The 20,426-nt window shown below is 64.5% G+C and carries 20 protein-coding genes; 15 read left to right on the top strand and 5 right to left on the bottom strand.

From position 1 onward, the window contains the following. Positions 1-129 precede the first annotated feature (129 nt). From QCE62_RS18560 to QCE62_RS18550, 3 genes are all read left to right on the top strand, one after another. Entirely contained in the window at positions 130-750 is a 621-nt protein-coding gene (locus QCE62_RS18560; protein WP_309814004.1) for a TetR/AcrR family transcriptional regulator, read from the top strand. A gap of 196 nt (positions 751-946) precedes the next feature. Next, positions 947-1,822, top strand: a complete 876-nt coding sequence (locus QCE62_RS18555) for a glycine betaine ABC transporter substrate-binding protein (protein ID WP_309921450.1) — start codon at positions 947-949, stop codon at positions 1,820-1,822. Between the two features lie 22 nt (positions 1,823-1,844). Further along, a complete protein-coding gene (locus QCE62_RS18550; protein WP_309921446.1) occupies positions 1,845-2,741 on the top strand; it encodes a DMT family transporter in 897 nt (298 codons plus the stop codon). On the opposite strand, the gene QCE62_RS18545 is transcribed toward QCE62_RS18550, so the two are convergent. From QCE62_RS18545 to QCE62_RS18535, 3 genes are all read right to left on the bottom strand, one after another. Further along, the gene (locus QCE62_RS18545) at positions 2,723-3,952 is read right to left on the bottom strand and encodes an alpha-hydroxy acid oxidase (RefSeq protein WP_309921443.1); all 1,230 of its coding nucleotides are present in this window, start codon (positions 3,950-3,952) and stop codon (positions 2,723-2,725) included. The two genes, QCE62_RS18550 and QCE62_RS18545, sit on opposite strands and share 19 nt — an antisense overlap. A 90-nt stretch (positions 3,953-4,042) precedes the next feature. Further along, complete coding sequence (locus QCE62_RS18540) at positions 4,043-5,407, bottom strand: MFS transporter (RefSeq protein WP_309921441.1); 1,365 nt, start codon at positions 5,405-5,407, stop codon at positions 4,043-4,045. Positions 5,408-5,473: 66 nt separating this feature from the next. Continuing rightward, positions 5,474-6,124 carry a 4-carboxy-4-hydroxy-2-oxoadipate aldolase/oxaloacetate decarboxylase gene (locus QCE62_RS18535; RefSeq protein ID WP_309921438.1) on the bottom strand — a complete coding sequence of 217 codons (651 nt, stop codon included), beginning with the start codon at positions 6,122-6,124 and terminating at the stop codon, positions 5,474-5,476. Between the two features lie 99 nt (positions 6,125-6,223). Between QCE62_RS18535 and QCE62_RS18530 the strand changes: the two genes are divergently transcribed. Together QCE62_RS18530 and QCE62_RS18525 are read left to right on the top strand one after the other, a co-directional pair. Continuing rightward, positions 6,224-7,120 (top strand): LysR family transcriptional regulator, encoded by an 897-nt coding sequence (locus QCE62_RS18530; RefSeq protein ID WP_309921436.1) that lies wholly within the window; start codon positions 6,224-6,226, stop codon positions 7,118-7,120. 106 nt (positions 7,121-7,226) lie between these two features. Beyond that, positions 7,227-8,354, top strand: coding sequence for an aminotransferase class V-fold PLP-dependent enzyme (locus tag QCE62_RS18525; RefSeq protein WP_309921433.1), 1,128 nt, complete (start codon positions 7,227-7,229; stop codon positions 8,352-8,354). 40 nt (positions 8,355-8,394) lie between these two features. Here the strand turns inward: QCE62_RS18525 and QCE62_RS18520 are convergent, their stop codons facing one another. Next, a complete protein-coding gene (locus tag QCE62_RS18520) occupies positions 8,395-9,111 on the bottom strand; it encodes a GntR family transcriptional regulator (protein ID WP_309921431.1) in 717 nt (238 codons plus the stop codon). Positions 9,112-9,560: 449 nt separating this feature from the next. On the opposite strand from QCE62_RS18520, the gene QCE62_RS18515 reads away from it, so the two are divergent. The 5 genes from QCE62_RS18515 to QCE62_RS18495 are packed head-to-tail and all read left to right on the top strand — an operon-like array spanning position 9,561 to position 15,457. Further along, positions 9,561-10,928, top strand: coding sequence for a homoserine dehydrogenase (locus QCE62_RS18515; RefSeq protein WP_309921428.1), 1,368 nt, complete (start codon positions 9,561-9,563; stop codon positions 10,926-10,928). Positions 10,929-10,967: 39 nt separating this feature from the next. Continuing rightward, on the top strand, positions 10,968-12,269 hold the full coding sequence (locus QCE62_RS18510) for an MFS transporter (protein ID WP_309921425.1): 1,302 nt from the start codon (positions 10,968-10,970) through the stop codon (positions 12,267-12,269). Then, on the top strand, positions 12,266-13,171 hold the full coding sequence (locus tag QCE62_RS18505; RefSeq protein ID WP_309921421.1) for an amidohydrolase family protein: 906 nt from the start codon (positions 12,266-12,268) through the stop codon (positions 13,169-13,171). Before QCE62_RS18510 ends, QCE62_RS18505 begins: the two co-directional genes overlap by 4 nt. A 19-nt stretch (positions 13,172-13,190) precedes the next feature. Then, positions 13,191-14,120, top strand: coding sequence for an amidohydrolase family protein (locus QCE62_RS18500; protein WP_309921419.1), 930 nt, complete (start codon positions 13,191-13,193; stop codon positions 14,118-14,120). 38 nt (positions 14,121-14,158) lie between these two features. After that, complete coding sequence (locus QCE62_RS18495) at positions 14,159-15,457, top strand: MFS transporter (RefSeq protein ID WP_309921416.1); 1,299 nt, start codon at positions 14,159-14,161, stop codon at positions 15,455-15,457. Positions 15,458-15,496: 39 nt separating this feature from the next. Here the strand turns inward: QCE62_RS18495 and QCE62_RS18490 are convergent, their stop codons facing one another. Next, positions 15,497-16,177, bottom strand: a complete 681-nt coding sequence (locus tag QCE62_RS18490; protein WP_309921413.1) for a GntR family transcriptional regulator — start codon at positions 16,175-16,177, stop codon at positions 15,497-15,499. A 207-nt stretch (positions 16,178-16,384) separates the two neighbouring features. Here QCE62_RS18490 and QCE62_RS18485 point away from each other — a divergent pair, with 207 nt between their 5' ends. The 5 genes from QCE62_RS18485 (at position 16,385) to QCE62_RS18465 (ending at position 20,360) form a co-directional block, all read left to right on the top strand. Continuing rightward, positions 16,385-17,137 (top strand): ABC transporter substrate-binding protein, encoded by a 753-nt coding sequence (locus tag QCE62_RS18485; protein ID WP_309921410.1) that lies wholly within the window; start codon positions 16,385-16,387, stop codon positions 17,135-17,137. A 90-nt stretch (positions 17,138-17,227) separates the two neighbouring features. Further along, positions 17,228-17,887: an amino acid ABC transporter permease gene (locus QCE62_RS18480; RefSeq protein WP_309814048.1), complete on the top strand. Its 660-nt coding sequence runs from the start codon at positions 17,228-17,230 to the stop codon at positions 17,885-17,887. Next, on the top strand, positions 17,884-18,615 hold the full coding sequence (locus QCE62_RS18475) for an amino acid ABC transporter ATP-binding protein (protein ID WP_309921407.1): 732 nt from the start codon (positions 17,884-17,886) through the stop codon (positions 18,613-18,615). Before QCE62_RS18480 ends, QCE62_RS18475 begins: the two co-directional genes overlap by 4 nt. Next, positions 18,608-19,948 carry an FAD-binding oxidoreductase gene (locus QCE62_RS18470; RefSeq protein ID WP_309921404.1) on the top strand — a complete coding sequence of 447 codons (1,341 nt, stop codon included), beginning with the start codon at positions 18,608-18,610 and terminating at the stop codon, positions 19,946-19,948. Before QCE62_RS18475 ends, QCE62_RS18470 begins: the two co-directional genes overlap by 8 nt. Positions 19,949-20,006: 58 nt before the next feature. After that, positions 20,007-20,360 carry a cupin domain-containing protein gene (locus QCE62_RS18465; protein ID WP_309921401.1) on the top strand — a complete coding sequence of 118 codons (354 nt, stop codon included), beginning with the start codon at positions 20,007-20,009 and terminating at the stop codon, positions 20,358-20,360. The last annotated feature ends 66 nt before the right edge of the window (positions 20,361-20,426 follow it).

The following is a 20,426-nucleotide window of genomic DNA, read 5'->3' as shown; positions in this document are numbered from 1 at the left end:
GGGGACGATTGGGGGAATCGAAAGACGTGTCGTGCGCTCAGATTAGGTCGCATGTACACAGGTGTCAAGTGAAACGACAGTGGTGTACATTACGTGTATCGCACGCAAGCAAGAAAGAAAGGGAATGCCATGGATCAGACCGTCGATACCGTGCGCGGCTCGGCCGACATGTGGCTAGATTGCGCCTACGAAAGCCTGCTGGAAGGCGGGGTGGAAGCGGTGCGCATCCTGCCGCTGGCCAAGAAGCTGAATCTCGCGCGCACGAGCTTCTACTGGTTCTTCCGCGACCGCGACGAATTGCTGAACGCGCTGGTCGCGCGCTGGGAAGAAAAGAACACGGGCAACTGGGTCACGCGCAACGAGGCCTATGCGGACAGCATCTGCGAGGCGATGCTGAATATCTTCGACTGCTGGTTCGACGACTCCTTGTTCGACACCCGCTTCGAAGCGGCCATCCGCAACTGGGCGCAGCAGTCGCCCGAGATCACGCGCCTCATTCAGAAAGACGATGCACTGCGCATCGATGTCCTGACCGCGACCTTCGTGCGCTTCGGCTACGACGCCGATGTCGCCGACGTGCGCGCCCGCACCACCTATCTCACGCAAGTGGGCTATGCCGCGATGCGGGCGGAGGAATCGTTCGAGACGCGCATGAAACGCATCCCCGCCTTCGTCGAAGTATTCACCGGCGTCCGTCCGCAAGAACACGAGATGCAGCGCTTCTATGCGCGCAGAAACTTCGAGGGCTGAAGCTTCATCCGGCGCGTTTCGCATAACCTGAAGTAATGGCGTCACAACTTCAAATCACGTTGACAGCCCTTTAATGCACTCGAATACTCAAGCCCCATCGCGTTGGCAAGCGCTTTCAGAGCACTAATCAGGGTATTCCATCAATCAGCAGATCGATCCAGTTTCTTCGTCGCGGCAAGAACTCCGGGAGCTTCACATGAAGAAGTCCACGCTCGTACGTTTCGTTCTCCAGGCTGGCATCGCGGTGTCCACCGCCGCGTTCGCAATGACGGCCAGCGCCGCCGATCCGCTCAAGATCTCACTGGCCAACTGGGCCGATACCCAGGCGGTGACCTATACCGCCAAGTACGTGCTCGAAACCAAGCTGAATCAGCCGGTGACGCTGATCGTCGCCGATCTGGGCATCCAGTTCCAGGGCGTGGCGCGCGGCGACGTCGACCTGATGCTGGGCGCGTGGCTCCCCGTGACGCACGCGGCCTATTACGCGCGCTTCAAGGACGAGATGGACGATCTCGGCGTGATCTACACGGGTGCGAAGATTGGCTGGGCCGTGCCCGACTATGTGCCCGAGAGCGAAGTGGCCTCCATCGCCGACCTGAACAAGCCGGAAGTCAAGACCAAGCTCAACAGCACGATCCAGGGCATCGAACCGGGTGCGGGCGAGATGGTGGCGTCGGAGAAGGCGCTCAAGGAATACGATCTCGCGGGCTATAACCTGATCCGCGCAAGCGAGGCCGGCATGCTCACGGCCATCTCGCGTGCGTATCCGGCGAAGAACTGGATCGTCGCGACGGTGTGGAGCCCGCACTGGTTATGGCAGAAGTACAAGATGCGTTATCTGAAGGATCCCAAGGGCGTGCTGGGCGGCGATGAGCAGATTCGCGGCTTCGGTTCGAAACAGTTCGCGACGAAGTTTCCGCGCGCCAATACCTTCATCAAGCATTACAAGCTGACGCTCGCCGAGGTCGAGCAGATCGAACTCGACGGCAATGCCTCGAACGACTGGAATGCCGCAGCGAAGAAGTTCGTCGACGCGCATCCGGAGAAGCTCAAGGAATGGCTCCAGCAATGACGGCTTCAGTGAAGCAGCCATCATGAGAATGGCGCGGATTGCGTTGGTTTTGCTGGGTCTGTTCTGGGGTTCCAACTTCATCTATATGAAGTGGGCCGCGTCATCCATCACGCCGATGCAGATTGCCTTCGTGCGCGTGCTGTTCGGCTTTCTGCCGCTGGCGTTCGTCGCGTGGCGCACGAAGGTCATCGAGCGGCGTCAGTTGCGTCATCTGCATCACTACTGCGTGATGGGCGTGCTCGCCACGGCGTTCTACTATGTCGCGATCACGCGGGGTACGGCGCTGCTTCCCTCCGGCATGGCCGCCGTGCTCGGGAATGCCGCCACGCTGTTCACCGCGATCTTCTCCGCGCTGTTCCTGAGAAGCGAGAAGCTCAACAGCACGATGACCTTCGGCGTGCTGCTGGGCTTCCTCGGCATTACGCTGATCGCGCGGCCTTGGGAAGGCGCCGGTGGAACCATCGACTTGACAGGCGTGCTGTGGCTTCTGACGAGCTCGATGGTGCTAGGGCTCTCCTACGTCTATGTGCGCGTCTTCCTGACGCCGCTGGGCTTGCCGCCGCTCGCACTCGCGACCTGGCAGATGGGCATCGCCGTGCTCGTGCTCGCGGCCGTCACGGACTTCAACGGCATCAGCCACTTGCTCAACGATCCGTTTGCCGCCGTGGCGCTTGTGATAGGAGGCGGCGTGCTGGGGACCGGTGTGTCGTTCTTCCTGTACTACTACCTGCTGGAGCGCTTCGGCGCCGTTGCTTCGTCCGCCGCAACCTATCTCGCGCCGGCGGTTGCGCTGGTGATCGGCTGGGCGGTCGGAGAGCGGTTCGGCTGGCTGGAGTTGACGGCGTTCGTGCTCGTCATCCTCAGCGTGGTGACCCTCCATCTCGGCCGACAACGAACCGTTCAGCGCGCTACCGCCTGATCAGTCGGATGCCGCCCGGGCACGGACACGGGCACCGTGAACGACTTCTGCATCAGGAACGAGGCATCCAGCTGATCGAGCGACGTGATGCCGAGCATGCCCATGTCGCGCGACACTTCATCGGCGAGCAAGCGGATGCCATGCTGCACGCCCGCCTCGCCCGCAATCGCCGACGCATACGCGAAGGGCCGCCCCACGAACGCCAGCTTCGCGCCGAGCGCGAGGCACTTCAGCACATCGGTGCCGCGCCGCACGCCGCTGTCGATCATCACCGGCACGTCCCGGCACACGTCCACGATGCCGGGCAGCACGCGCAACGGCGCCACGCTGCCGTCGAGTTGCCGTCCGCCATGATTGGACACGATGATGCCGTCCGCGCCGGTCTGGCAGGCCCTCGCGGCCTCATGCCGGTTGAGGATGCCCTTCACCACCAGCGGCCCCTTCCACATCTGCCGGATCATCGCGAGGTGATCCCACGTGAAGTGGCCGCGATCGGAGAAATCGCGCAACACGCTCGGCGAAAGAATGGGCGCGCCGCGCGTGGCGTAGTTGTTCTCGAAGTGCGGCATGCCGTGCTTCAGCACTGTCTTGAGGAAGGTGCCCAGCAGCCAAGCAGGATGCGTCACGCCGTCCCACGCGAGACGCACTGTCGGCCGCAAGGGCGTCGAGAAACCGGTGCGGATGTTGTTCTCGCGATTGGCCGCGACCGGCGTATCCACCGTGATGACGAGCGTCCCGAAGCCCGCCGCGCGCACACGGTCGATCAGTTGCGTGATCTGCGCGGTCTGTCCCGGCAGATAGGCCTGGAACCAGGTTCCTTGCGCCACGCTTGCGACGTCTTCCAGACGGATCAGCGACGAACCGCTCATGATCATCGGCACGTTGGCCTGCTGCGCCGCGCGCGCGAGCACGATATCGCCCCGGTACGCGGACAGCGCGGCCAGGCCGAACGGCGCAAGGCCGAATGGCGATGCATAGCGGACGCCGAAGAGTTCGACCTGCGATGAGCGCTTCGATACATCGACGAGCACGTTCGGCACGAAGTCATAGTCCTGAAAGCTCAGGCGGTTCTGTGCGAGCGATGCGTTGGTCTCCGCCGCCCCGGCGATATAGCCGAACACCGGCCGCGGCAGGAAGCGCTGGGCGGCGGGCTCGAAGTCATCGAGGCTGAGGATGGGCTTGAGTCTTCGGGATGGTTTGTGTGCTTGCATGCCGTGAGCGGTCAACACGATGATGATTGCCGATGTCCGGCACATGTTAGGCGCGGCATCGCAATCAGTCCAATCAATGGGTGATGCCTTTCATCGAGATTGACGCACAGGCTCGACCTCGAGCGGTTCCGAGATCGTCAGCAGGATGATGAAGGTCAGCGCCGAAATGGCCGACATGAAGCCGAACACGTAGTTCCAGCCGAAGTGATCGAGCAGCAGCCCTGCGATGAACGGCGTCGCCGCGCCGCCGAGTTGTCCGCCCATGTTGACGATGGCGTTCGCCAGCGGAAACTTCTCCCGCGATACGAACGAAGTCGGATACACCATGTACGCCGAAAAGCCGATGCTCAACGTCACGCCCGTCATGAAGATCAGGAAGCCGTACACGACGGGCGATGCCGGCGACTTGATGAGCGCAACCATCATGACGGCGGTCGCGATGGCGGAGAACATCATGCCGGGCTTGCGCCGCTTGCCGAGCGCGCGGTCCGAGAGCAGCCCGCCCGCGATGTTGCCGAACACCGCGCCCACCCACGGCGCGGCGGCCACGAAGCCCATCCCCGCGACGCTGAAGTGCTTCACGTTGAGCAGATAGGTGGGGATCCACGCGAGCAGCACGCTCGAAATGCCGAGCTGGCAGCAGTAGCCCAACGCACAGCCATAGATGTTCCATGAGGTGGCCACGGCGCGGCTCGTCTCCAGCGGCTTCTCGCTGCGCACGCGTGTCAGGCGGTCGAGCAAGGGCATCGCGCGGGTGCGTTCGATCTGCGTCGCGGAAGGCGTGCCGGGACTGGCCGTATCGATCAAATCGCGCTCGGCCTGATTGACTGCGCGGCTGTCGGACGGACGGTCGGCCACCATCAGCCACCACACCAGCGAGAACAGCACGCCCGGCACCGCGAACACGATGAAGATCGCCTGCCAGCCCCACAGCGAAATGACCGCCGCGCCGATGATCGGCGTGATCACCGGACCGAACTTCACCGCCGAAAGAAACAGGCCGGATGCCGTGCCCTTCTCCTTCGCCGGGAACCAGCGATTGATGGTCGCGGCAATGCCCAGCGGCAACGGGCCTTCCGCGAAGCCGAGCGCGAGCCGGCACATCTTGAGCGCGAACAGCGAGCCCACGACGCCGGTGAGCGCAGTGGCTACTGATGTGAGGATCATCGAGATGGGCAGCGTGCGGCGCACGCCGAAACGCGACACGATCCACGCCGAAGGCAACTGCGCGCACGCATAGGCGATGAGGAACACGCTGACGAGCGCGCCGGCTTCCGCGTTGCTCATCGCGAACTCGCGCCGCAGGAACGGCAAGGCGATGCCGAGGTTCGCGCGATCGGCGGCGGCTACCGTGTAGATCAGGAAGAACAGCGTGGCGACGACCCAGCGATAGCGTGTCGGACGCGCCGTGGCGGCGACGGTGTTCATCGCGGGCATTCCGGTTGATTCTTTCATGTTGTCTCGCTCCATCCTGGCGGCTTTTATGCGGTTCTTGTCGAGTTCTTTCTCAAACAGGCGCGATCATTGAAGGCCGAGCCGCTCCAGCGTGTCCTGCAATCCCAGCAGTTCGACGGTGCTCGCGCCCTCGCGAATCCGTTGCCGGAACACGCTCTCCTTTTCCTCGCGCGCACGGCTGACCTGCACCACGCGTTCGACGTCATGCTTCGGCACGATGACCACGCCATCGATGTCGCCCACGACGATATCGCCCGGCTGGATCGCTACATCGCCGATGCACACCGGCACGTTCACGCGGCCCGGCTGGTTCTTGCCCGTGCCCTTGATGCTCAAGCCACGGCTGAACACCGGAAATCCCATGTCGATGATGCTGCGCGCATCGCGCACCGCGCCATGGATCACGAGTCCCGCGAGGCCCTTGTGCAGCGCGAGTTCGGTGAACACGTCGCCCCATGGGCCGGCTTCGAGAAAGCCCTTGGCGTCGACGACGAGCACGTCGCCGGGTTTCACCTTCAGCATCGCGTAGTGCAGCATCAGGTTGTCGCCGGGACGGGTATCGACGGTCACTGCCGGGCCGGCCATGCACATCGACGGATGAATGGGCTTGATGCCGCTGTCGAGCGCGCCATGCGCGCCCTGGGCTTCGTAGACGGTAGCGCTGCCGAGTGCGCGCAGCGCCGCGATGAGATCGGCGGATGTCTCTTGACTGCTCATGTCGCTTGATTGGAAGTTCGGAAGTTTGATCGCAGCGACAGTTTTAGATAAAGTTTCTCCGCTATCAAACATCGATTTCTGAGCTTAGGCTCAATAAAAATGAATCTACGTCAGGTCCGGTACTTCTGCGCGGTGGTCGAAGCCGGCAGCGCGACCAGCGCGGCGGACGCGCTCCACGTCGCGCCGACGGCCATCAGCATGCAGCTTGCGCAACTCGAAGCGCATCTCGGCGGCGAACTGTTCGACCGCTCGCGCCGCCCAATGGAACTCACGTCGCTCGGCAAATACTTCTATCCGCGTGCGAAGGAATTGCTGTCCCACGCCGGCAGGCTCGACGACGAAGCGCGCGGCATTGCTTCGGGGCAGCGCGGCTGGCTGGGTATCGGTTTCGTGCGCTCGGTGTCTTATTCGGTGCTGCCGGCCGCGGTGCGGCGCTTTCGCCAGAGCTGCCCGGACGTGCATCTGGATCTGGTCGAGGCGCTGTCCGAATACCAGCCCGAACGCTTGCGTCAGGGGCGGATCGATGTCGGCATCTCGCGCTTCATCGGGCCGCTGGAACCGGGTCTGGATCTCGACTGCGCCGTGGTGCTCGACGAACCGTTCGTCGCGGCAGTGCCGGCCGGCGATCCGCTGGCGAAACAGCGCTCGGTGACGGCGGCGGAACTGTCCCGCCTGCCGTTCATCCACTATCCCAAGGATGAGCGCAGTCCGTTCGGCCAGCAGTTGCTGACCGCGCTCAAGCGCGCGGGCGGGGCTCCGCGCGTGGCCCACGAAGCCATCGAGATTCATACGGCGCTCGCGCTGGTGGGCGCGGGACTGGGCGCGACACTCGTCGGCCGCTCGACCTCGAAGAACAACCGGCGCGACGTCCGCTTCATTCCCGTCGCCGATCTCGACTTGCGGACCAAGCTCGTCATGCTCACGCGCGCGGGCGAGGACAACCGGCTGGTCGAAACCTTTCGCGAGGCGCTGTCGAAGTCGAGCGGACGACGCTGAATGGCGCTGAACAACACGCGGAGCGACACGGAGCGCGCGACGCGTCATCGGGCGGCTTTCGTTAGAATCGTTCTTCACCCCTTTTCCCCAAGTGCAGGAGGCGAGCGTGCCAGCGTTACTCCCTGATGTCGACCGCGAGGGGCTCCTCGAATATTCGGTCGTCTACACCGACCGGTCGATCAACCACATGTCGCAGCTGTTCCAGGGCGTCATGCGCGATCTCTCCGCCGGTCTGAAGAAAGTCTATAACGCGCATGCCGTCGCGATCGTGCCCGGCAGCGGCACGTTTGGCATGGAAGCCGTGGCCCGACAGTTCGCCACGAACCAGAAGTGTCTCGTCATCCGCAACGGCTGGTTCAGCTTCCGCTGGACGCAGATCTTCGACATGGGCGGCATCCCGTCCGAATCCGTGGTGCTGAAGGCGCGTCCGGTCGAAGCGGGACGTCAGGCCGCGTATGCACCGGCGCCCATCGAAGAAGTCGTCGCGGCGATCCGCGAACACAAGCCGGATCTGGTCTTCGCGCCGCATGTGGAAACCGCCGCCGGGATCATCTTGCCCGAAGACTATCTGCGCGCCGTGGCGGACGCCGTGCACGAAGTGGGCGGCATGTTCGTGCTGGACTGCATCGCCTCGGGCACGGTCTGGGTGGACATGCAGGCAAGCGGCGTCGACGTGCTTATCAGCGCGCCGCAGAAAGGCTGGAGCGCGTCGCCGTGCTGCGGGCTGGTCATGCTGAGCGCGCTGGCTCGCGAGCGTATCGACGGGACCACCAGTACGAGTTTCGCCTGCGATCTGCGCAAGTGGCTGCAGATCATGGAAGCCTACGAGAACAATGGCTTCGCGTACCACGCCACGATGCCCACCGACAGCCTCGCGATCCTGCGCGACGTCATCAAGGAAACCGAAGCCTACGGCTTCGACAAGGTGAAGGCCGAGCAGCTGGACCTGGGCCAGCGCATCCGGGCCGTGCTGGCCGACAAGGGCTTCAGGAGCGTGGCGGCGAAGGGTTTTGAAGCGCCGGGCGTCGTGGTCTGCTACACGGACGACGACGGCATCCGTTCCGGCAAGAAGTTCGCCGATGCGGGCGTGCAGATCGCGGCGGGCGTGCCGCTCCAGTGCGACGAGCCGGCGGATTTCAAGACCTTCCGCATCGGCCTGTTCGGCCTCGACAAACTGCATGATGTGGCGGGCGCCGTGGCCCGCTTCGAGAGGGCGCTGAACGAAGTCGTCTGACACACGAAAGCACGAAAGCACGAAAGCACGAAAGAGCCGGTTACTGCGCCTCGTGTTCCGCGGCGGAGGCCGGCTCCGTATCGTGCGGCGACAGTTGCTCCCACGTGCTGTGCACATGCCGGCGCAGGAACTCGCCGAGCTTCGCGCCATCGCGGGCCGTCAGCAGGCGAATGATGACCTCATGTTCGTCAATGGCGGTATGCCACGTCTCCGACGTCACGCTGCCCTGGAACCGGTAGCGGTACAACTGCCGGTTCAGGCGCTCGTGGACCTCCCTGAGCGTCGCGTTCTTCGCCGCCGCGATGATGCTCGTATGGATCGCCTGATTGAGCCGGAAGTAGTTCATCCGGTCGCGCCGCTCGTACGCCGCATGCATTTCATGATGCAGCGCGCGTATTTCGGCGATCTCCTCGCCGCTCGCCATCCGGCAGGCCGCCTCCCCGCCGAACGCCTCGATCACCCCCAGCACGTCCAGCTTCTCGGCGATTTGCGCCGCTCCAAGATCCGCCACGACCGCGCCGCGTTTCGGCAGCACGACCACTAATCCATCGCTCGCCAGCTCCTTCAGCGCCTCGCGCAGCGGCGTGCGCGATACGTCGAGCCGCTCGGCCAGCGTGCGCTCGCGCAGGCGCTCGCCGGGCTTGAGTTCGTCGGTGGCGATGAGCGTGCGCAGCCGCTGCGCGATCTGCATCGACAGCAGTTCGTCGGGCGCTTCGCCGTTCTCTAAAGCTTCGGTGTCGTCTTCGGAATCCATCATGGGGGCGATCCTTCTTGGCCGAAATGCATCGTCGGCGCTTTCGGTATGCCACTTTACCAGCGCGGGATGAGCGACGACAGCCGCGCAAGCCTTTTGCTCTCCATGGTGTTATCCCGCACTTGACCGGATCATGACCTCCGGATAAATTTTGGTATACCAAACCAGCCGTTTCATCATGCAAAAGCAGATGAAGCGTTGTCGCGAACAAGAATGAAACAGGGATGAAGCCACGCCCGGAGACCTCCGAAAGCCTTATCTGATATAGCTTTCCGCCCGATTTCCGGGCGCTGCGACAGATTGTCTCCATCAGGTCGCCACGCCCTCTCATTGGTATACCGCGCCAGATCGCAAGGCAGACCGCTCAACCTGAAAACGACCGCCGCTTCCAGGCCGTCATCCGCCGGAATGTGCGGCACAGCACACTCCCGCTCGCCCAAGGACGAACACACATGAATTACGAACATCTCTTCCAGTCGCTCGGCAGCCGCACGATCCGCATGGCGCTCGTCGGGCCGAAGGGCGGCTTCGGCCGCTCGCTGCTGGTGCAATGCCGCGTGCTGCCGGGCATCGAGATCGCCGCGCTGTGCGACCTGGACGTGGACGGCACGCTCGCCGCTCTCGCCTCGCTCGGCTTCGACGCCAGCGCGGTCGCCGTCTGCAACGATGCCGCCGATGTCCGCACCGCGCGCGCGGCAAGCCGCATTGCGCTCGTCGCCGATTACCGGCTGCTCGACGGCGTGGAACTCGACATCGTCGTCGAGGCGACCGGCCATCCCGAAGTGAGCGTGCGGATCGCGGAGAACGCGCTGCGGCGCGGCGTGCACGTCGCGATGGCGACCAAGGAAACCGATTCGGTCGTCGGACCGTATCTGAATCAACTGGCGCTGGAGAGCAAGGTCGTCTACACGACGCCCGACGGCGACCAGCCGAGCAACCTGATCGGCCTCGTCACGTGGGCGCGGGTGCTTGGCTTCGACGTGGTGGCGGCGGGCAAGTCGAGCGAATACGACTACATCTACGATCCGGCCGCGCACAGCGTCGACTATCTGGAGCAGCGTCACACGGTGTCGCTGGATGCGTGCTGGGCGCTCGGCGACGACATCTCCGCGACGCTCGCCGCACGCAGCCAGGCGCTTGCAATGCTGCCGCAGAGCGCGACGCCCGACTATTGCGAGCTGAACGTGGTCGCGAATTCCACCGGCCTGCTGCCCGCCGCCGACGCGCTGAACTATCCGCTCGCGCGCATCAACGAACTGGCGGACATCTTCGTGCCGAAGGAAGACGGCGGCATCCTGGAGCGCACCGGCGTGGTCGATGTCTTCAACTGCCTGCGCCGTCCGGACGATGTCAGCTTTGGCGGCGGCGTGTTCGTCGTCGTGCGCTGCAAGGACGACGAAACCTGGCAATTGCTGAAGCAAAAGGGCCACGTGGTCGGCAAGAGCGGACGCTACGCGTGCATCTACCTGCCCTATCACCTGATGGGCCTGGAAACCCCGATGAGCCTGTTCTCCGCCGTGCTGCTCGGCCAGCCGACGGGCAGCGCCGCGCAACGGCCGCACGCGCGCATGGTGGCGCGCGCGGAACGCGACTTCAAGGCGGGCGAGACGCTGACGATGGGCGGCCATCACCACACCATCGAAGGCGCGACGCCCCTGCTCGTCGATACGGCCAAGGCCGGCGGCGCCGCGCCGTTCTATCTGGCGGCCAACAAGCGCCTGCTCGCCGATGTCGCGAAGGGCGAACAGGTGCCGCTCGCCGCGCTGGATCTCGACGGCTCGGCGCTGTACGCGGCATGGCAGCGCAACCCGGCGCACTGAGCGTTGATGCACTCGAATCACCAATAAGAGAGAAGAGACATGCAAACCGAAAGTCCCGTCGCGGCTTCGTCCGGATCGATCCGCTCGCTCGCGTCCACCACGCGCTGGCGCATGGTGCTGCTGCTGTTCGTGCTCTACACGATCAACTGCGTCGACCGGATGTCGCTGTCCATCGCGATGCCGACCATCGTGCACGAGTTCCATCTCGCCGCGACCATGCAGGGGCTGATCCTGTCGGCGTTCTTCTGGACCTACAGCACGTTCCAGATTCCCGCCGGCTGGGCCGCCGACCGCTTCGGCGGACGCCGCATGATCGGCATTGCGGCGGTGCTGTGGGGCGGCTTTCAGTGTCTCGCGGCCTTCGCGGTGAATGGCGTGACGCTGCTGCTGTCGCGCATCGGCCTCGGCGTGTTCGAAGCGCCCTACATGCCCGCCGCGACCAAACTCACGGCCGCGTGGCTGCCGCCCGCGGAACGCGCGCGTGGCGTCACGCTGATCGACAGCGGCGCGCCGCTCGGTTCGGCCATCGGCGGGCTGGCGATCAGCGCGCTGCTCGCGTTCACGGGCTCGTGGCGCACGGCCTTCCTGATCGTCGGCGGGCTGACCATCGTGTTCGGTCTGGTGGTGTATCGGCTGCTGCGCGAGACGCCGGAGCAGCATCCCGGACTCGATGAAAGCGAAGCCGCCTATATCCGCGCGCAAAAACTCGCCGCCGGCGAAGCGCCCCGCGCGAAGAAGGAACCGCTGTCGCGCGCCACGATTGCGGCGATGGTGGTCGGCCGGATCGGCTGGGCGATGGTGTTCTTCGGCCTCGTGACCTGGGGCCCGAACTATCTCTCCGCCGGACGCGGTCTCGATATCCGCAGCATGGGCTTCGCCACCTTCCTGATCTTCCTGGCAGGCGCCATCGGCGAAGTGCTGTCGGGCGTGACCGCCGACTGGCTGCAGAAGCGCTTCTCGCGCAAGGTGGCGTTCCGGATCCTGTTCGGCCTGTCGGGCGGCATGTCGCTCGTCTGCCTGCTTGCGCTGCCCTTCGTGTCGGATATCCGTTATGCGGTCGCGCTGCTGTCGCTCGGCGTGTTCTTTCATCTGTGGGGCGGCCTCTACTGGCTGATTCCCGCGATGCTCGCGCCGCGCGAACAGGTCGGCCTCGTCGGCGGCGTGATGAACTTCGCGGGCACGGGCGGCGCCATCGTGGTGCCGATCGTCGTCGGCGTGCTCGTCGATGCCACCGGCGGCTTCAACGCCGTCATCCTGTTCTTCGCCGCCGCGGCGTTCGCGTATCTGGTCGGCTCTTTGCTGATCGACTTCGGCGGCGGCAAAGCCGGAGAGCGCGCATGACGACGCTCTACGACGGCCCGATCATCGACGCCCATCAGCACTTCTGGGATCTCGAAGCGAATCACTATCCGTGGCTCGCGGGCGACACGCTGGTGCCGCACCGCTACGGCGACTACTCGGCGATCAAGCGCACCTATCTGCCGGCCGACTATCTGCGCGATGCCGCCGGTCACGACGTGGTCGGCAGCGTGTATGTCGAAGCGGAGTGGGACCCGGCCGATCCGCTCGGCGAGACGCGCTATGTGTCGCAACTGGCGGCATCGAGCGGACGGCCCAATGCGATCGCCGCGCAGGCGTGGCTCGATCGCGACGACACCGAAACCTTGCTCGCCGCACAGTCCGCCTTCGAGCGCGTGCGCAGCATGCGCCACAAGCCGGGCGCGCCGGATGACGCGGGCCGCACGCTGATGTCCGACGCACGCTGGCGGCGCGGCTATGCGCAACTCGCGCAACACGGATTGCATTTTGAATTACAGGCGCCGTGGACCCAGATGCACGAGGCCGCGCGCCTCGCCCGCGACTTTCCTGAAACGCTGCTGATCGTGAATCACTCTGGCGTGCCGGGCGACCGCGCGCCGGACACGCTGCGCGGCTGGGGCGACGCGATGGCCGCGCTCGCCGCGCTGCCGAATGTCTCCGTGAAGGTGTCGGGCTTGTGCGAGCGCGGCCAGCCGTGGAGCGTGGCGGCGAACCAGCCGGTCATCGATACGCTGCATGCGCTGTTCGGCGCGGAGCGGCTGATGTTCGGCAGCAACTTTCCGGTCGACGGCATGTTCATTTCGCTCGACGGCCTGCTGGACGGTTTCATGCAACTCGTGCGCGCGTGGCCGCAGACGCAGCAGCGGGCGTTTTTCCATGACACGGCCGAGCGTGTGTATCGCCCGCTCGGACTGGCTTCCTGATCACTCAAAGGACTTCCGCATGACCACCCGGACCGACAACGCGCTCGGCTTCACATTGCCGATCTTCGACGCGCATCACCATTTCTGGGATCTGTCGGACGGCACGTTTCCGTGGCTCACCGACGAATACGACGACAGCTTCTTCCTCGGCGACTACCGCCAGATGTGCAGCGACTTCCTGCCCGAGCAATATCACCGCGCGACGGCGGGCTTCGACGTGATCGGCACGGTGCACGTGGAAGCGGAACGTTCGCGCAAGGAACAGGTGCGCGAAACCGAATGGCTCACGCAACTGAACGCCAAGACCGGGCTGCCGAGCGCGATCGTCGGTCATGTGTTCTTTGTGCAGCCGGATTGCGATGCGATTCTCGCGGGCCATGCCAAAAGCCCGCTGATGCGCGGCGTGCGCTCGAAGCCGGAGATCTCGGCGGGCCCGGGCGATTCGGTGCAGGGCCGTCCCGGCACGATGCAGGACGACGCCTGGCTGCGCGGCCTCGCCCTGCTCGGCAAGTACGGCTTCTCGTGGGATTTGCGCGTGCCGTACTGGCATCTGGAGGAAGCCGCGGCGGTGGCGCGGGCCTTCCCCGATACGCCGATCGTCACGAATCACCTGGGCCTGCCGCTCGACCGCTCGGAGGAAGGCATCGCGATCTGGCGCACGGGGATGGAAGCGCTCGCGGCCTGCCCGAACGTGTTCCTGAAGGTGTCGGAACTCGGCCTGCCGAACGGCACGTGGGACAGCGCGAGCAACCGCCGCGTGATCCGCGAAGCCGTGGAGCTGTTCGGCTATGACCGCTCGATGTTCGCGAGCAACCTGCCGGTGGGCAATCTGTCGGCGACGATGACGGAGATCGTCGCCGATGTGCTCGCGGCCGTTCCGCGAGCCGACGAAACGCAACTGCGCCAGCTGTTCGCCGGCACGGCGAAACGCTTTTACCGCATCGACTGACCCTGATTCGTTCCGAAAAAAACATTACGAGACAAGCAATGCAGACCATCGACGAAAACGCGCTGTTCCGGAAAATATCGATACGGATCCTTCCGGTTTTGATGCTCGGGTTTTTCTTTTCTTATCTGAACCGCGTGAACGTGGGCTTCGCCAAGCTGCAAATGGCGAGCGACCTGAGCTTCAGCGACGCCGTCTATGGCTTCGGCGCGGGCATCTTCTTCGTCGGCTATTTTTTGCTTGAAGTGCCGAGCAACGTGATCCTGCACAAGGTGGGCGCGCGGCGCTGGATCTCGCGCATCATGGTGACGTGGGGACTGCTGTCGTGCGCGTCGATCTTCGTGCGCACGCCCACGCAGTTCTACATCATGCGTTTCCTGCTCGGTCTCGCCGAAGCGGGCTTCATTCCGGGCGCGATCTACTACATGAGCCAGTGGTACCCGTCCGCGCGACGCGGCCGCGCCTGGGGCGTGTTCTATATCGCGCTGGCTTCGTCGGGGGTGATCGGCGGGCTGGTGTCGGGGTCGATTCTCGGCTTCATGTCGGGACTTGGCGGCCTGCGCGGCTGGCAATGGCTGATCCTCGTCGAAGGCCTGCCCACCGTGCTGCTCGGCATTTATATCTTCTTCCGCATGAGCGAGGACATTGGCCGGGTGAAGTGGCTGTCGGAGCCGGAGAAGGCGCACCTGACTGGCCTGCTCGCCACGGAGAACCGCGACAAGCTCGGCCACGGTTTCACGGCGCTGCTCGGCAACGGGCGCATCTGGGCGCTAGTCGTGATCTACTTCGTCTACAACATGGGCCTCTACGCCATCAGCTTCTGGATGCCGACGCTGGTGCAGAAGATGGGCGTGAAGGATGCGTTCACCATCGGCGTGATGACGGCGATTCCGGGCGTGTGCGCCATCGTCAGCATGCTGGCCTTCGGCTACAGCGCGGACCGGCACAATGAACGCAAATGGCATCTCATCGTGGCGTTCGCGATGGCGGCGGTCGGCTTCTCGCTGTGCGTGCTGTGGCAGACGCAGCCGGTCCTCGGCCTCGTTGCGCTGTGTATCGCCAACATGGGCGTGCTGTCGATTCCCGCGCTGTTCTGGAGCCTGCCGACCGCGTTCCTGACCGGCGTCACGGCGGCGGCGGGCATTGCGATGATCAACTCGATCGGCAATCTCGCGGGCTTCGTCTCGCCGTACATGATCGGTTATCTGAAGGACCTCACCGGACGCACCGATACCGCGTTGTTCGTCGTGGCGGGCGGGCTCGTGCTGGGCGCGCTGCTGGTGGCGGCGATCGTCCGCTCGCGTTCGCATGCGCCGCAGGTGAGCGTGGAAGCGCGTTGAGGCATGGACTCACTGCCGCACACCGCGCGGCAGTCGCGTTCAATCCTTGCGCCGCCGCGTCCCGAAGTGCAGATCGACCACGCTGCGAATGTGATACGTCATCTCCGCGATGCCGATGGTGGCATCGCGACGTTCCAGCGCGCTCAGCACGCGCGAGTGTTCGTCGATGGAATACTTGAGCCAGTTGGGCACGTCGTATTCGCGGCCGCGCGTCAGGCGGATCTTTTCGTGGATGGCCGTCAACTGCTGCAACAGCAACCCGTTGCCCGCGCCTTCCGCGAGCGTCAGATGAAAGGCCGAGTCGTATACCGAGAAGCGTTGCCGGTCATTTGCCGCCAACGCCTCCACCTGCCCGGCGATGGTTTCCCGCAGCCGGTCGAGGATGGAATCGTCGGCGCGCTCGACGCATAGCCGCACCGCCGTGGTTTCGAGACTCTCGCGGACCTCGTACAGGTCACGGACGTCACTGGGCGTCAGGTCCTTCACCTGATAAAAGCGCCCCTTGCGCTCGACGAAGCCTTCGTCGAGCAATTGCCGCAACGCCTCGCGCACCGGCGTGCGGCTCACGCCGTAGTGCGAGGCCAGCTCCACTTCCTGTAGCGGCGCGCCCGCCAGCAGGCGCATCTCCAGGATCCCGGCCTTGATGCTGCCGTACACGCTGCCACGCAACGGCCCGTTGGCCGCGCCTTCGGCAATCACGTCGTCGTCCGACATCTTCATCCTCTCTGTCGCTCGGGCCGCCAGCCGGCATTGCCCATCGGTTCAGCATACCGAAAATCTGTCCAAACGGAAAAATACCGACGAAAAACCCGAAATTTAAGCTTGTTATGCTTTTTTGACGTGTTTAATGTATACCGAAAGCCGCATGAAATCTGATTGCGGCAAGCGACATCACGGTAACGACCACTTCAAAAGGGGAGCTTCGCAATGAGGAACTGGCTTGGATTTTTCGCGGGTATCGCGATGGTAGCGGGAGTCACCCTGAGCGGCACGGCAGGCGCCGAGACGCTGAAAGTGGGCTCCACGCCCACGGGCGTACCGTTCACGTACCTCGATACGAAGACCGACACCATCACCGGCGTCATGGTGGACATCATGAGCCTGGTCGGCAAGGAAGCGGGCGATAACGTCACCACCGTGCCGCTGGCGTGGTCGGCGCTGATTCCGTCGCTCACCACCGGCAAGATCGATGCTGTCGCCGCCGCGATGTTCATCACGCCGGACCGCCAGAAAGTGGTCGATTTCACCGACCCCGTCTACCAGTACGGCGAAGGCCTGATCGTGCCGAAGTCCGACACGAAGAACTACGTGAGCTTCGCGGACCTGAAGGGCAAGGTGGTGGGCGCGCAGATCGGCACGCCGTTCCTGAAGGCGATGCAGGACTCCGGCCTGTTCGCCGAAGTGAAGGTCTATGAAACGCTCCAGGATCTGCTGCGCGACACCAACACCGGCCGCGTGGATGCCGCCGTCGCCGACTATCCGATCCTCGCCTACCAGGTCTCGCACGGCGGCTTCAACAACACGCGTCTCGTCACCAGCTACAAGCCCGTGATGCCGGGGCAGATCGGCATTGCGGTGCAGAAGGGTCATCCGGAGCGCGTCGCGAAGCTCAACGCCGCCATTGCCAAGGTCAAGGCCGACGGCCGGATCGACGCCGTCGTGAAGAAGTGGGGTCTCTGATCTCCATCTGGCCGGGGCCTGTCCGGCCCCGGCGCCGCAGATGTTCGAGCAACCCTGCTCTGGCCGGCAACGGCCAGGAGAACCTGATTCATGCAAGACTTTTTCCAGCATTCGGCCGAGTACCTGCCGATCCTTCTACGCGGCGTCAAGCTGACGATCGTCGTCACGATCGGCTCGCTGCTGCTCTCGACCGTGCTCGGCATGGTATGGGCGCTGATGCGGGTGTCGGGCGTGCGTTCGCTCGACCTGATCGCACGCGGCGTCATCAACTTCATTCGCGGCGTGCCGATCATCGTGCAGCTGTTCGTGATCTATTTCGTGCTGCCGGACTTCGGCATCTCGATCACGGCCTTGCAGGCGGCGATCATCGGTCTGGGCGTCGCGTATTCGGCGTACCAGGCGGAGAACTTCCGCGCCGGTATCCAGGCCATCGACAAGGGGCAGATCGAGGCGGCGCATTCCATCGGCATGCGCGGCGCGATGACCATGCGCCGCGTGATCCTGCCGCAGGCCTTCCGGATCGCGCTGCCGCCCTACGGCAACACCATGATCATGATGCTCAAGGACAGCTCGCAGGCATCGACCATCACGGTGGCCGAGCTCGCGCTGCAAGGCAAGCTGATTGCATCGTCCACCTTCCAGAACACGACGGTGTTCACGCTGGTCGCGGCGCTCTATCTGGTGATGTGCATTCCGCTGTTCCTGCTCGTGGGCCAGCTTGAAAAGAGACTCGGGAGCGGACGCAAATGATCGAACTGCACGACATTCACAAGAGCTACGGTTCGCTCGAAGTCATCAAGGGCGTGTCGGCCACGGTGTCGAAGGGTGAAGTGGTGTGCCTCATCGGTCCTTCGGGGTCGGGCAAGTCCACCATCCTGCGCTGCATCAACGGGCTGGAGAACTATCAGTCGGGCACCATCACCGTCGAAGGGCGCAAGGTGGACGCGGCGCACCGCTCGATCGCCGAACTGCGCGCGAGCGTGTCGATGGTGTTCCAGCGCTTCAACCTGTTTCCGCACCGGACAGTGCTCGAGAACGTGATCGAAGGTCCTATCTTCGTCAGGCGCGAGCCGCGCAAGGAAGCCATGGAACGCGGCCGCAGCCTGCTGGCGCGCGTCGGCCTGTCGGCCAAGGAACACGCGTATCCGGCCCAACTGTCGGGCGGCCAGCAGCAGCGCGTGGCAATCGCCCGGGCGCTCGCCATGCAGCCGAAGGCCATTCTCTTCGACGAACCGACCTCCGCGCTCGACCCGGAACTCGTCGGCGAAGTCCTCGCGGTGATGCGCAGCCTCGCCGACGAGCAGATGACGATGATCGTCGTCACGCATGAAATGGGCTTCGCGCGCGATGTCGCGGACCGCGTGCTGTTTCTGGACCGCGGCACGATCGTCGAACAAGGCGCGGCCAAGGAGGTGCTCGGCAATCCGCGGCATCCGCGAACCCAGGACTTTCTGAAGCGAGTCATCGAGCATGTCTGATTCCACGCTGACGCCCGCCGCGCAATTCCGCGCCACCGCGCCCGGCGAACTCTTACCGCTGGCCCCGTCGCTGTGGGCTCACACGGCTGTTCCCGCCGTCTCCACGCCCGCGCTCGGCGCGAGCTGCACGGCGGATGTCGTGATCGTCGGCGCGGGCTATGCGGGCCTGTCGACGGCCTGCCATCTCGCGAAGAACGGCGTGAATGTCGTCGTGCTGGAAGCGCGCGAACCGGGCTGGGGCGGCTCGGGCCGCAACGGCGGGCAGATCATTCCGGGCCTCAAGTACGATCCGGACGAACTCGAAGCGCGCTTCGGCGCTGAAGCGGGCCGCGCGGTGGCGGCCTTCGCCGGCTCCACGACCGAGCACGTCTTCAGGATGATCGACACCGAAAAGCTCGCGGTGCCGCACGTGCGCCACGGCTGGGTGCAGGGCGCGCACAACGACGCCGCGCTGCATACGGTCGAGTCGCGCATGCGTCAATGGGAGCGGCGCGGCCTGAAAGGCGCGCAACTGCTGGACGCCGCGCAAGTGCGCAACCTGCTCGGCACGCAGGCATACAAGGGCGGCTGGCTCGACCCGCGCGCGGGCGGCCTGCAGCCGCTGACGTATGCGCGTGAACTCGCCCGTGTGGCCATGGCCTCGGGCGCGCGCATCTTCGGCCAGACGCCCGTGACGGGCTGGCAGCGGGAAGGCAATGCGTGGAAGGTGAACACGGCATTGGGGCCGCATGTGACGGCCAGGACGGTCATCGTGTGCACGAATGCCTACACGCGCGAACTGTCCTCGAAGCTGTCGAGCACGGTGATCACGCCGAACTCGTATCAACTCTCCACGGCGCCGCTGACCGCGCAACAGGCCGAGAGCGTCATGCCGGGCGGACAGGTGTCCTCGGACACACGCAACCTGCTGCTGTATTTCCGCAAGGACCATACGGGCCGCCTGCTGATGGGCGGACGCGGGCCGTTCCGCCAGCCTGCGTCGAACAACGACTGGGCGCATCTCGAACGCGCCGTCGTGAAGATGTTCCCGCAGCTCGCGGGCATTGCATTCGATCATCGCTGGTGCGGCCATGTCTCGGTCACGCGCGATTTCCTGCCGCATGTGCATGAACCGGAGCCGGGCTTGCTCATCAACATCGGCTGCATGGGTCGCGGCGTCGCGCTGGAAACCGCGATGGGCGATGCGCTCGCCCGCTACACCCTCACCCGCGACGTGCGCGCCCTGCCCTTCCCGCTGACGCGCATTTCGCCGATCCCGTTCCACGGCTTGCAGCGGCTCTATCTGGCGGCGGTGGTGAGCTGGTATCGCATGCGCGACGCCGGATTGCTCTGATCGCGGTTATCGCTCCCGGTTATCGCTCTTTCTGACACGACCTTATTAAACCCAGCCCATGTCCCTGCTCGTCTCACTCGACACCGCGCCCGATTTCGCCCCGCAACCCGGCGCGCCGCTGCCCGAACGCCTGATCTCGGGCAACCCGCAGAACCAGACCTGGCTGCTCGACGAAGCCTTCGACGGCAAGATCCAGACCGGCATCTGGGAATCGACGCCGGGTGCGAACCGCTCGATCCGCGGTGAGATGTTCGAGTTCTGCCACATCCTGTCGGGCGTCGTGGAAATCACCGAGGACGGCGGCTCGCCCGTCCGCTTCGGCCCCGGCGACAGCTTCCTGATCAAGCCCGGTTTCACCGGCGTGTGGCGCAACATCGAGACGGTACGGAAGATTTTCGTCATCTACGAGTAGTTCCAGAGGCCCGCTGCACCGCACTGACGCCGCCCTATTCGGTTTCCGGATAGCCGACCAATTTTG

The organism is Caballeronia sp. LZ033, assembly GCF_031451265.1.
Lineage (GTDB): Bacteria > Pseudomonadota > Gammaproteobacteria > Burkholderiales > Burkholderiaceae > Caballeronia.
The sequence above is the reverse complement of the archived record's forward strand: the minus strand, read 5'-3'. Positions and strand labels throughout refer to the sequence as shown.

Coding starts and splice junctions, on each gene's coding strand:
- QCE62_RS18550 (WP_309921446.1), top strand. CDS start 1,845: ATGAGAATGGCGCGGATTGCGTTGGTTTTGCTGGGTCTGTTCTGGGGT.
- QCE62_RS18510 (WP_309921425.1), top strand. CDS start 10,968: ATGCAAACCGAAAGTCCCGTCGCGGCTTCGTCCGGATCGATCCGCTCG.
- QCE62_RS18480 (WP_309814048.1), top strand. CDS start 17,228: ATGCAAGACTTTTTCCAGCATTCGGCCGAGTACCTGCCGATCCTTCTA.
- QCE62_RS18470 (WP_309921404.1), top strand. CDS start 18,608: ATGTCTGATTCCACGCTGACGCCCGCCGCGCAATTCCGCGCCACCGCG.
- QCE62_RS18505 (WP_309921421.1), top strand. CDS start 12,266: ATGACGACGCTCTACGACGGCCCGATCATCGACGCCCATCAGCACTTC.
- QCE62_RS18530 (WP_309921436.1), top strand. CDS start 6,224: ATGAATCTACGTCAGGTCCGGTACTTCTGCGCGGTGGTCGAAGCCGGC.
- QCE62_RS18495 (WP_309921416.1), top strand. CDS start 14,159: ATGCAGACCATCGACGAAAACGCGCTGTTCCGGAAAATATCGATACGG.
- QCE62_RS18540 (WP_309921441.1), bottom strand. CDS start 5,407: ATGAAAGAATCAACCGGAATGCCCGCGATGAACACCGTCGCCGCCACG.
- QCE62_RS18560 (WP_309814004.1), top strand. CDS start 130: ATGGATCAGACCGTCGATACCGTGCGCGGCTCGGCCGACATGTGGCTA.
- QCE62_RS18500 (WP_309921419.1), top strand. CDS start 13,191: ATGACCACCCGGACCGACAACGCGCTCGGCTTCACATTGCCGATCTTC.
- QCE62_RS18515 (WP_309921428.1), top strand. CDS start 9,561: ATGAATTACGAACATCTCTTCCAGTCGCTCGGCAGCCGCACGATCCGC.
- QCE62_RS18485 (WP_309921410.1), top strand. CDS start 16,385: ATGAGGAACTGGCTTGGATTTTTCGCGGGTATCGCGATGGTAGCGGGA.
- QCE62_RS18535 (WP_309921438.1), bottom strand. CDS start 6,124: ATGAGCAGTCAAGAGACATCCGCCGATCTCATCGCGGCGCTGCGCGCA.
- QCE62_RS18465 (WP_309921401.1), top strand. CDS start 20,007: ATGTCCCTGCTCGTCTCACTCGACACCGCGCCCGATTTCGCCCCGCAA.
- QCE62_RS18520 (WP_309921431.1), bottom strand. CDS start 9,111: ATGATGGATTCCGAAGACGACACCGAAGCTTTAGAGAACGGCGAAGCG.
- QCE62_RS18490 (WP_309921413.1), bottom strand. CDS start 16,177: ATGAAGATGTCGGACGACGACGTGATTGCCGAAGGCGCGGCCAACGGG.
- QCE62_RS18475 (WP_309921407.1), top strand. CDS start 17,884: ATGATCGAACTGCACGACATTCACAAGAGCTACGGTTCGCTCGAAGTC.
- QCE62_RS18555 (WP_309921450.1), top strand. CDS start 947: ATGAAGAAGTCCACGCTCGTACGTTTCGTTCTCCAGGCTGGCATCGCG.
- QCE62_RS18545 (WP_309921443.1), bottom strand. CDS start 3,952: ATGCAAGCACACAAACCATCCCGAAGACTCAAGCCCATCCTCAGCCTC.